The following is a 10,066-nucleotide window of genomic DNA, read 5'->3' as shown; positions in this document are numbered from 1 at the left end:
CCCCCCCCCCCCCCCCCCCCCCCCCCCCCCCCGCGGGGGGGGGCGGGGGGGGGGCCCCCCCCCCCCCCCCCCCCCCCCCCCCCCCCCCCCCCCCCCCCCCACCCCGTAGCCGGCAGGACGGGCGTTGGACGCTCGCGGGTAGGGTCAGTTCGGGCTGGTGGTTCGCGGTTGGACCGCGGTCGGGTGTTGACCGGGAGGAGTCGGATGGATCGGGATGACGAGATCGGGGAGCTCGATCTGGACCGGCCGAACGCGGCGCGGATCTACGACTACTACCTCGGCGGATTCACGAACTTCGAGTCTGATCGGGCCGCCGCTGAGCGGCAGCTGGAGTTCTCGCCGTTCGTCCGGTCCGTGGTCTGGTCGAACCGGGCTTTCCTGCGCCGAGCGGTGAGTTACCTGATCGATCAGGGGATTGACCAGTTCCTCGATCTGGGTTCCGGGGTGCCGACGGTGGGCAACGTCCACGAGGTCGCCCACGAGCTCAACCCCGAGGCGCGGGTGGCTTATGTCGACGTCGAACCGGTGGCCGTGGCGCACGCGCGTCGGCTGCTGGGTGACGACCCGCGGGTGACCATCACGCAGGCCGATCTGCGCCACCCGCAGGACGTCCTGTCCGCTCCCGGCGTAGCCGGGCTGCTGGATTTCGCCCGTCCGGTGGCGGTTCTGGCGGTCTCGGTGCTGCACTTCGTGCCGGACGACGATGACCCGGTCGGGATCATGGCGAGTTACCGGGATTCCTGCGTGCGTGGCAGTGCGCTGGCGGTTTCGCACATCTCGCAGGTCACTGTCACCAACGAGCAGGTCGAAGCCGGGGTGCGCCTCTACCAGCAGACCTCGACACCGGTGACCCTGCGCACCTCGGACGGCATCACCGCCCTGCTCGACGGCTACCGGCTCGTGGAGCCGGGCCTGGTGCTGCTCGACCAGTGGCGTCCGGAATCCCCGGCCGACCCGGCGAACGCCGAGACGAACAACTCCTACGCCGCGGTCGGGATCCTGCCGTAGGCAACCGGGCGGGGCTCATGTCCGCTGGGCGGTGCTCCGGCCGACGTTGAGTTGTGGTGAGAGCAGGCGGATTTCGGGTGAGCTCGTGCCGTCGAGTTGGCTCATCACCATATCCACCGCTATCCGTCCGACGTCGTCGGACGGCAGCGGAACCGTGGTCAGCGGGACCGACCAGTTCGTGGCCAGGTCGTCCGGGCCGACCGCGACCACCGAGATGTCCTCGGGAATCCGCTTGTCCCGGTGCTGCAAGCCGGACAGGATCGTGCCGAGCGCAGCCTCGTTGTGCACGACCAGACCGGTGAGTTCCGGTTGCGCGGTGAAGAGCTCGTCCAGGCAGTCGTGCACCGCGTCGTAGGTCGGCGCGCACGGCAGGTTGGTGGCGTGCAGGCCGCGTTCGCGCGCCGCCGCGGTGAATCCGCCGAGGAACCGGCCCACGAAGTTGGTGCCGCGCTCGTGGACGGTCGGGGACGGTCCGATCAGCGCGACGCGTTCGTGCCCGAGGTCGGCGAGGTGGTTGACGCACCGCTTGGCCGCGGCGGCGAAGTCGAGGTCCACGCAGGACAGGCCAGCCGGGTCGTCAGGTACGCCGATCAGCACCGCCGGGCGCGACAACGCCTGCACCACCGGTATCCGCGGATCGTCGGCCTCGATGTCCATCACCAGGAGGGCATCGGCCATCGCCGAGTTCATGACGCGGCGAAGCCCGGCGGGTCCCTCGTCGTTGGTCAGCAGCAGCACGTCGTTGTCGTACTTGCGCGCGCAGGTGACCACGGAGGCGACGAACCGCATCATGACCGGAACGTGGACGTCGGTGCGCAGCGGGGTGGCCAGTGCCAGCACGTTGGTGCGGCTGCTGGCCAGAGCGCGGGCCCCCGCGTGCGGGTGGTAGCCGAGCTTGCGGATGCTCGCCTCCACGCGACGTCGCGTCTCCGCGGAGATCGACCGCTTCCCGGACAGCACGTAGGAAACGGTGCTCGACGACACGCCCGCATCGCGCGCGACGTCGACGATGGACGCCATCTTCACCTCTCCAGGATAAATGCGTCGAAGCGAATCGACGAGATCGGGGTCAGTCGAGGCTAGGTCCGATCCGCGAAGAACACAACGTTACCCGCCGATTTCCTGGCAATTTCCGCCCGAGTATTGACCGCCGCGCGGTGACGACACCAGAATCCGGACTCATCGCACGATCTCGCACCGGCAATTTTCGACGATGACTGTCGAAGCGCTTCGACAGAGTTCCGGAGGTGGTCGACAGGCCAACACCGACCGGAGCTGCGCCTGCGTCGCGGTGCAGGCACCGCTGGCGCGCAGCACGTCTGGCGTCCGGTTCCAGGCCCCGTCCTGGAGCGAAGTCGCAGAGCCCTCTAGTGCAACGGAGCAGGAGGAGAAGCCCTTGATACGCAGGCGTCGCAGACGTTTCCGAAGAACAGCGGTGCTCGCCGTCTCGCTGTGCGCGCTGAGCTTGACCAGCTGCGCCACCGGCCCCGACCCGAACGTCCTGACGTTCATGGACTACCACGGCGACGAGCCGATGAAATCCGCGCTGGACCAGCAACTCGCGGTTTGCAGCCGGGAGATCGGGATGGCGGTCCGGCACTACAGCGTGGCCGGGGACCAACTCGTCCCCAAAGCATTGCGGATGGCGTCCTCGCGTTCGCTGCCGGACGTGCTGATGCTGGACAATCCCGACCTGCCGCAGTTCGCCGCGACGCAAGCGCTCAACCCGCTGGCGGAGCTCGGCGTAACCACCGAGGGCATGGCGCCGAACATCGTCGCCACCGGGCAGTACCGCGGCCAGCTCTACGGCGTCGCGCCCACGGTGAACACCTTGGCGCTGTACTACAACAGGGACATCCTCGAACAGACCGGGGTGCAGCCACCCCGCACCTGGCAGGAACTCCGGGACACCGCGCGCCAACTGACCGACCGGCGGCACCACGGCGTGGCGTTCAGCGCCTACGCGTCGTTCGAGGGCGCCTACCAGTTCTTGGCTTTCCTGTGGCCCAACGGCGGAGACGAACGGCACCTGGACTCGCCGGAAGTGGTGGGGGCACTGCAGTTCTGGGTCGATCTGGTGCGGTCCGGCTTGGCTTCGCAGTCGGTGGTGGGCTGGGAGCAGGGCGACGTCAAGAACCAGTTCTCCGCGGGCCGGGTGGCGATGATGGTCAACGGCAGCTGGCAGGCCGCCGAGCTGCGCAAGACCCCAGGACTGCGCTGGGGTGTCGTACCGATCCCGGTGCCGCGCCCCGGCGCGCCACCGGCGACCGCGCTGGGCGGCGAGGTCATGACGATCCCCAAGACGACCCCGCAGCGGCAGCGCAAGGCCGCCGAGCTGGTTCAGTGCATGAACTCCGAGCAGGCCCAGATCGCGGTGGCACGCGCCGCGGATCGCGTTCCGACGCGGCCTGCCGCCGCCGAAAAGCTGCGCGCCGAAGTCCCGGACCTGCAGGTCTTCTACGACACCGTGCCGGTCGCCCGAGCCAGGACCGCGCAGCTGGGCACCCGGTGGCCAGCCACCGCACGTGCACTGTGGACCGCGTTCCAGTCGGCGCTGTCCGGCACCGCGACCCCGGAGCAGGCCCTGCGCCGGGCGCAGCAGCAGGCGAATTCGGGGTCGTGAGGAGGAATTGTCCATGACCACAACCGATTTCGCGGTCCGCAGCCAGCCGGGCGCCGCACTCCGGGCCGACGCCGACCGGTCCCGGCGGCGGGCGGCGATGGCCAAGTGGGCGTTCCTGGTCCCCGCGATCGGCTACCTCGCGGCGTTCTTCGGCTATCCGCTGGTGAACAACGTGGTGATGAGCTTCCAGCACTACACCGCGACCACGTTCTGGACCGGCGAGGCGCCGTTCGTCGGTTGGGCGAACTGGCGGGCGGTGTTCGGTGACGAGGTGTTCCTCCGCGCCGTGACCAACACCGCGTTGTTCACCGCCGGATCGCTGCTGGGCCAGTTCACCATCGGCCTGGCTCTCGCGCTCTTCTTCCGGCACCGGTTTCCGCTCAACCGCGCGGTGCGATCGTTGTTGCTGCTGCCGTGGCTGGTTCCGCTGGTGGCAGCGGGCACCGTGTGGCGGCAACTGCTCGACCAGGAAGGCGGCGCGGTCAACGAGTTCCTCCGCGGTGTCGGGGTGATCTCGCAGAACGTTCCGTGGTTGAGCAGTCCGCAGATCGCGCTGCTGTCGGTCATCCTCGTCAACATCTGGATCGGCATCCCGTTCAACATGGTCATCCTCTACGGCGGCCTGCAGGAGATACCGGCCGACCTCTACGAGGCCGCGTCGATCGACGGCGCGGGACGTTGGCGGACCTTCACCTCGATCACGTGGCCGATGCTGCGGCCCGTGGTCACGGTCGTGCTGCTGCTCGGGTTCATCGCCACGGTGAAGGTCCTCGACATCATCCTGGTGCTCACCGGCGGCGGCCCGGCGAACTCCACCGAGTCGCTGAGCACCCAGGTGTACGCGAACTCCTTCCTCCAACTGGACTTCGGCCGCGGCGCGGTCATCGGGAACGTCCTGATGGGCGCCTGCCTGGTGTTCGCGGTGATCTACCTGCGGGCCAACCGGAACGCGGACGCGAGGTGATCCCATGCGTTCCCCTTCACTCGGTCAGACCGCGCTCGCCCTGGGCATTCTCGCGGTCCTGCTGTTCCCGCTGTACTGGATGCTCAACATCGCGCTGCAACCCGGCAAGAGCCTGACGGCGATCAGCCCGCTGCCGCTGGATGCTGGCCTCGACGGGTTCGCCGAGGCGCTGGGAACCCAGAGCGGGGCGATGCTGACCAGCTTCGCGGTCGCGACCGGCGCGACGCTGCTGTGCCTGGCGATCGCCACGCCCGCCGCGTTCGCGCTCGCCCGGTTCCGGCTCCCCGGCGCCCGGCTGGTGCTGTTCGCGGCTCTGGTGGCGCAAATGGTGCCGGACATCGTCGTCGCCAACGCCGTCTACAACGCCTACGTGGACCTGCGCCTGGTCAACTCCTACCTGGGCCTGGTGCTGGCCGATGCGGCGCTGGGCATCCCGTTCGTCGCGGTGCTGCTGCGGGCGTTCATGACAGGACTGCCCGGCGAGGTGTTCGAGGCGGCGATGGTCGACGGTGCCAACCGGTTCCGCGTCTTCTGCTCGATCGCGCTGCCGATGAGCCGCAACGCCCTGATCACCGGCGGGTTGTTCGCGTTCCTGTTCGCCTGGAGCGACTTCCTGTTCGCGCTCACCCTCAACACCACCGACGACATCAAGCCGATCACGCTGGGCATCTACGACTTCCTCGGCGTGGACGTGACGGACTGGAGCGCGGTGATGGCCACGGCCGTGCTGGCCTCGGTCCCGGCCGCGGTGCTGCTGGTATTCGCCCAGCGCTACATCGCGGCGGGGATCAGCGGGGGATCGATCAGATGACAGAACTCGTCCCGGACCCCGTTCCGCGCCGCGGTGCGGGTGCCGGTTCGCTCGGTGGGGTGGTGCGTGAAGGGCACCTTTTACCGGCATAGTTGGTAAAAGTTGGCCTTCACTCCGAAAACTCCCAGCGGGGCGGGGAGAAAACGGATGGTAGGAGGGAAATTGGGGATGGTTGAGCAAGTGCTGCGGGTTACGGTGTGGAACGAGAACGTGCACGAGAGCACCGAACCCGAGGTCGCCGAACGGTACCCGGACGGGATTCACGGCGCGATCGCGCAGGGACTCGTCGAGCACCACGGCGACGGGATCCGGGTGCGCACCGCGACGCTCGCCGAACCGGAGCACGGCCTGACCGAGGACGTGCTGTCCAGCACCGACGTGCTGACCTGGTGGGGACATGCCGCCCACCAGAAGGTTTCCGACGAGGTGGTCGACCGGGTGCAGCAGCACGTGCTGGCCGGGATGGGGCTGGCGGTCCTGCACTCCGGGCACCTGTCGAAGATCTTCCGACGCCTGCTGGGCACCACCTGCAACCTGAACTGGCGCGCCGAGGAGGACCGCGAGCTGGTGTGGACCGTCGACCCGACGCACCCGATCGCACGCGGCGTGCCGCACCCGATCGTCATCGACCGCCAGGAGATGTACGGCGAGTTCTTCGACATCCCCACGCCGGACGAACTGATCTTCATCAGCTCGTTCACCGGCGGCGAGGTCTTCCGGTCCGGCTGCACGTTCCGCCGCGGAAACGGCAAGATCTTCTACTTCAGCCCCGGTGACCAGGGATATCCGGTCTACCACCACCCCGATGTCCGGCGCGTCATCGCCAACGGCGTCGCCTGGGCGGCCCCGGCCGGAGAACGCGCGTTGCCGACGTTGCACAAGCGGCCGACGGGGTGGTTCGAGTGACGGCCTTCCGCACCATTTCGGGCGACCGTCCACTGCGACTGGTGCTGGTCGGGGCCGGGCAGATGGGTCAGGCGTGGTTGCGCGCGATCGACCGGTGCCCGCTGGTCGAAACCGTCGGCGTCGTCGACCTCGACGTCGCCGCCGCGCAGGCCGCTGCGCCGCCGGGTGCCGTCGCGGGCGATTCGCTGTCCGAAGTCGTCGGGCGCCGCGCGGCTGATGCGGTCGTCAACGTCACTGTTCCGGCTGCGCACCTGCCCGTGACGCTGGAAGCGTTCGGACTGGGCCTGCCGGTGCTGGGCGAGAAGCCGTTGGCCGCCACCCTCCCGGAAGCGGTGGCGCTCGTCCGCGCCGCCGAGACCGCTGGCGAGCTGTTCATGGTCAGCCAGAACCGCCGCTTCCACCCCGGACTGTGGGAGCTCAAGCGGCAGGTGGCCCGGCTCGGCAGAGTCGGCGTCCTCGCCCACGAGTTCTTCAAAGCACCCCGCTTCGGTGGTTTCCGGGATGCCATGGCGCACCCCTTGCTGCTGGACATGGCCATCCACAACTTCGACGCGGCCCGGTTCCTGCTGGACGCCGACCCGATCGCGGTCTACTGCGAGGAGTACAACCCCGCTTGGAGCTGGTACCAGGGGGACGCGGCCACGACGGCGATCTTCGAGATGACCGGCGGGGCGCGGTTCGTCTACACGGGAAGTTGGTGCAGTCCGGGGTTGGAAACGTCGTGGAACAGCGAGTGGCGCGTGAGCGCGGAGCACGGCGCGGCCCGCTGGGACGGTGCCGGGGACCCGCAGGTCGAGTCCAATGGTGGCGGGGCGGAGCGCAGCGTCGACGGCTATCCGGGGGACAACCTGCTGGGGTCGCTTACGCTGTTCGTCCGGGCGCTGCGCACCGGCCAGCCACCGATGAGCGACGGCCGCGACAACATCCGCAGCCTGGCGATGGTGCACGCGGCCATCGCTTCGGCTGCCAAGGGAAGTCGCGTGCAGGTCGCGGATGTACTGCACGCGGCCGAATCCGAAGCCGACACTTTGGGCTCCTAATTTTGATCTCGTTTTTGAAGCGGCGAAGCCGCTTAGCCCACCCTCACAGCTGGCACCGCCGCGGGTTCTCAGACGTCGTCTCGCGGGACAGCCTCGACGTGGTGTATCGGACATGCATGAGTCGGGGATCCCGGAGTCGAGATGGCGTCTGAGGTTCCGCCACCCGCACCGCCACGCAAAACGAGTTCGAAGACAGGCGTGCAGCCCCGGCACTAGTGTGACTCGGGGCAGGAAGGGAGCGAGAGAGTGCAAGACGACAGCAAACCGGCACTGGACGTGGGGATGATCGGCTACGCCTTCATGGGGCGGGTGCATTCCCACGCGTGGCGCAGTGCGGGGCGGTTCTTCGAGCTACCCCTGGACGTGCGGATGTCCGTGCTGTGCGGGCGCGACGCGCAGGCGGCTGGCGCGGCGGCGGAGACGCTGGGCTGGTCGTCGGTGGAGACCGACTGGCGGCGCGTGGTGGACTCCGACGAGGTGCAACTGGTCGACATCTGCACCCCCGGTGCCAGCCACGCCGAGATCGCGATCGCCGCGTTGGCCGCGGGCAAGCACGTGCTTTGCGAGAAACCGCTGGGGAACACCGTCGAGGAAGCGCGCGAGATGGTGCTCGCCGCCCGGCAGGCGGCACAGACGGGCGTGCTCGCGATGGTCGGGTTCAACTACCGGCGACTGCCAGCCGCGACGTTCGCGCGGCGTCTGGTCGAGCAGGGGCGCATCGGGACCGTCCGGCACGTGCGCGCCCAGTACCTCCAGGACTTCGTCGCCGATCCGGCGTTCCCGCTGGTGTGGCGGTTGCGCCGGGACCAGGCCGGGTCCGGTGCGCTGGGCGACATCGGCTCGCACATCGTGGATCTCGCGCAGTTCATCACCGGCGAGACCATCAGCTCGGTGTCCGGGACGACCGAGACGTTCGTGCGCAACCGTCCTCTGCCGGACGGCTCCGGTGAGGGCGAGGTGACCGTCGACGACGCTGCCGTCTTCCTGGCCCGGATGTCCGGCGGCGGCCTGGCGACGTTCGAGGCGACCAGGTTCGCCACCGGCCGCAAGAACGCGTTGCGGATCGAGATCAACGGTTCGCGCGGCAGCCTGGCCTTCGACCTGGAACGGCTCAACGAGCTGGAGTTCCACGACGCCACCGAGGACTCCGCCACCGCCGGATTCCGGCGGATCCTGGTGACCGAACCCGAGCACCCGTACCTGGAGGGTTGGTGGCCGCCGGGGCACGGGCTCGGCTACGAGCACAGCTTCACGCACGAGATCAAGGACCTGGTGGAGGCGCTGGCCGCCGGTGCTCAACCGCGTCCATCCTTCGTGGATGGCTTGCGGGTGCAGTTGGTGTTGGACGCGGTCGAGCGCAGTGCGCGAGCCGACGGCCGGTGGGTGAGCATCCCCGACGACGATGACGAACTGTGAATGACCTCGCACCGACTCGTGGACGTACTTTCCTGACCGATCGAAGGAGATCATGATGCCGAAACCGATCACGCTGTTCACCGGTCAGTGGGCGGACCTGCCGTTCGAGGAGGTGTGTCGGCTGGCGGGGGAGTGGGGTTACGACGGACTGGAGATCGCCTGCTCCGGAGACCACTTCGAGGTCGACCGGGCGCTGGCCGAGGACGACTACGTCCAGGGACGGCTGGACATCCTCGAAGCGCACGGGCTGAAGGTGTGGACGATCTCGAACCACCTGGTGGGCCAGGCGGTCTGCGACCACCCCATCGACGAGCGGCACCGCAACATCCTGCCCAGCCGCATCTGGGGCGACGGCGAACCCGAGGGAGTCCGCCAGCGGGCCGCGGAGGACCTGAAGAACACCGCGCGAGCCGCGGCGAAACTCGGTGTGTCCACTGTGGTGGGATTCACCGGATCTTCCATCTGGCACACGGTGGCGATGTTCCCGCCCGTGCCGCCGGAGATGATCGACCGGGGCTACGCCGACTTCGCCGCGCGGTGGAACCCCATCCTGGACGTCTTCGACGAGGTCGGCGTGCGGTTCGCCCACGAGGTGCACCCGAGCGAGATCGCCTACGACTACTGGACCACGCAACGCGCGCTGGAGGCGGTCGGCCACCGCGAGGCGTTCGGCCTCAACTTCGACCCGAGCCACTTCATCTGGCAGGACCTGGACCCGGTCACCTTCCTCTGGGACTTCCGGGACCGGATCTACCACGTCGACTGCAAGGAGTCGGTCAAGCAGTTCAACGGGCGCAACGGGCGGCTGGGCTCCCACCTGCCGTGGGCGGACCCGCGGCGCGGCTGGGACTTCGTGTCCACCGGGCACGGTGATGTGCCGTGGGAGCCGATCTTCCGGATGCTCAACGCCATCGGCTACGAAGGACCGATCTCGATCGAGTGGGAGGACGCGGGCATGGACCGGCTGATCGGCGCACCGGACGCGCTCGCGTTCGTCCGGCAACTCGTGGCGATCGAACCACCGGAAGCGGCCTTCGACGCGGCCTTCTCCAGCAACAAGTGAGAGGTCGTGGGTGGGGAAAAACCCGGCCCCCCGGGTTTTGGCCACCCACGAGGGGTGGGCCGGGGGGGGGGCCCCAAAAACCCGCGCCCCGGGGGGGGGGCGCCCCACTCGGCCGGCCCCCCCCCGTTCCACCACCCCCCCGGGCCCCCGCCCCCCCCCCGCGTGCACAACCGCGGCCCGGCGGTCGGCCAGTTCGGCGGCCGACCGGCGCTGCATCCACCGCACCGCAGCGGAT

General features: G+C 69.0%; 9 protein-coding genes. 8 read left to right on the top strand and 1 reads right to left on the bottom strand.

Annotation, left to right across the window (positions count from 1 at the left end; translation table 11 throughout):
* Positions 1–204: 204 nt before the first annotated feature.
* Positions 205–1,008 (top strand): SAM-dependent methyltransferase, encoded by an 804-nt coding sequence (locus MOQ72_RS43100; protein WP_242191847.1) that lies wholly within the window; start codon positions 205–207, stop codon positions 1,006–1,008.
* A 15-nt stretch (positions 1,009–1,023) separates the two neighbouring features.
* On the opposite strand, the gene MOQ72_RS43095 is transcribed toward MOQ72_RS43100, so the two are convergent.
* The gene (locus MOQ72_RS43095) at positions 1,024–2,028 is read right to left on the bottom strand and encodes a LacI family DNA-binding transcriptional regulator (protein ID WP_242191849.1); all 1,005 of its coding nucleotides are present in this window, start codon (positions 2,026–2,028) and stop codon (positions 1,024–1,026) included.
* Between the two features lie 415 nt (positions 2,029–2,443).
* Between MOQ72_RS43095 and MOQ72_RS43090 the strand changes: the two genes are divergently transcribed.
* The 7 genes from MOQ72_RS43090 (at position 2,444) to MOQ72_RS43060 (ending at position 9,831) form a co-directional block, all read left to right on the top strand.
* Positions 2,444–3,631 carry a sugar ABC transporter substrate-binding protein gene (locus MOQ72_RS43090; RefSeq protein WP_242191846.1) on the top strand — a complete coding sequence of 396 codons (1,188 nt, stop codon included), beginning with the start codon at positions 2,444–2,446 and terminating at the stop codon, positions 3,629–3,631.
* Between the two features lie 13 nt (positions 3,632–3,644).
* On the top strand, positions 3,645–4,595 hold the full coding sequence (locus tag MOQ72_RS43085; RefSeq protein ID WP_242191845.1) for a carbohydrate ABC transporter permease: 951 nt from the start codon (positions 3,645–3,647) through the stop codon (positions 4,593–4,595).
* Positions 4,596–4,599: 4 nt separating this feature from the next.
* Positions 4,600–5,406 carry a carbohydrate ABC transporter permease gene (locus MOQ72_RS43080; protein WP_242191844.1) on the top strand — a complete coding sequence of 269 codons (807 nt, stop codon included), beginning with the start codon at positions 4,600–4,602 and terminating at the stop codon, positions 5,404–5,406.
* A gap of 168 nt (positions 5,407–5,574) precedes the next feature.
* Positions 5,575–6,312, top strand: coding sequence for a ThuA domain-containing protein (locus tag MOQ72_RS43075; protein ID WP_242191843.1), 738 nt, complete (start codon positions 5,575–5,577; stop codon positions 6,310–6,312).
* Positions 6,309–7,352: a Gfo/Idh/MocA family protein gene (locus MOQ72_RS43070; RefSeq protein ID WP_242191842.1), complete on the top strand. Its 1,044-nt coding sequence runs from the start codon at positions 6,309–6,311 to the stop codon at positions 7,350–7,352. The genes MOQ72_RS43075 and MOQ72_RS43070 overlap by 4 nt, the downstream gene beginning before the upstream one ends.
* A 282-nt stretch (positions 7,353–7,634) precedes the next feature.
* Positions 7,635–8,768, top strand: a complete 1,134-nt coding sequence (locus tag MOQ72_RS43065; protein ID WP_242191848.1) for a Gfo/Idh/MocA family protein — start codon at positions 7,635–7,637, stop codon at positions 8,766–8,768.
* 55 nt (positions 8,769–8,823) lie between these two features.
* Positions 8,824–9,831, top strand: coding sequence for a sugar phosphate isomerase/epimerase family protein (locus MOQ72_RS43060; protein ID WP_242191841.1), 1,008 nt, complete (start codon positions 8,824–8,826; stop codon positions 9,829–9,831).
* Positions 9,832–10,066: the final 235 nt, after the last annotated feature.

The organism is Saccharopolyspora soli, assembly GCF_022678645.1.
Lineage (GTDB): Bacteria > Actinomycetota > Actinomycetes > Mycobacteriales > Pseudonocardiaceae > Saccharopolyspora > Saccharopolyspora soli.
This window is presented reverse-complemented; position numbering and strand designations above follow the sequence as displayed.

What these genes read in the sequence shown, in the direction of transcription:
- MOQ72_RS43100 (WP_242191847.1), top strand. Translation starts at nt 205, where the DNA reads ATGGATCGGGATGACGAGATCGGGGAGCTCGATCTGGACCGGCCGAAC.
- MOQ72_RS43095 (WP_242191849.1), bottom strand. Translation starts at nt 2,028, where the DNA reads ATGGCGTCCATCGTCGACGTCGCGCGCGATGCGGGCGTGTCGTCGAGC.
- MOQ72_RS43085 (WP_242191845.1), top strand. Translation starts at nt 3,645, where the DNA reads ATGACCACAACCGATTTCGCGGTCCGCAGCCAGCCGGGCGCCGCACTC.
- MOQ72_RS43080 (WP_242191844.1), top strand. Translation starts at nt 4,600, where the DNA reads ATGCGTTCCCCTTCACTCGGTCAGACCGCGCTCGCCCTGGGCATTCTC.
- MOQ72_RS43075 (WP_242191843.1), top strand. Translation starts at nt 5,575, where the DNA reads ATGGTTGAGCAAGTGCTGCGGGTTACGGTGTGGAACGAGAACGTGCAC.
- MOQ72_RS43065 (WP_242191848.1), top strand. Translation starts at nt 7,635, where the DNA reads ATGATCGGCTACGCCTTCATGGGGCGGGTGCATTCCCACGCGTGGCGC.
- MOQ72_RS43060 (WP_242191841.1), top strand. Translation starts at nt 8,824, where the DNA reads ATGCCGAAACCGATCACGCTGTTCACCGGTCAGTGGGCGGACCTGCCG.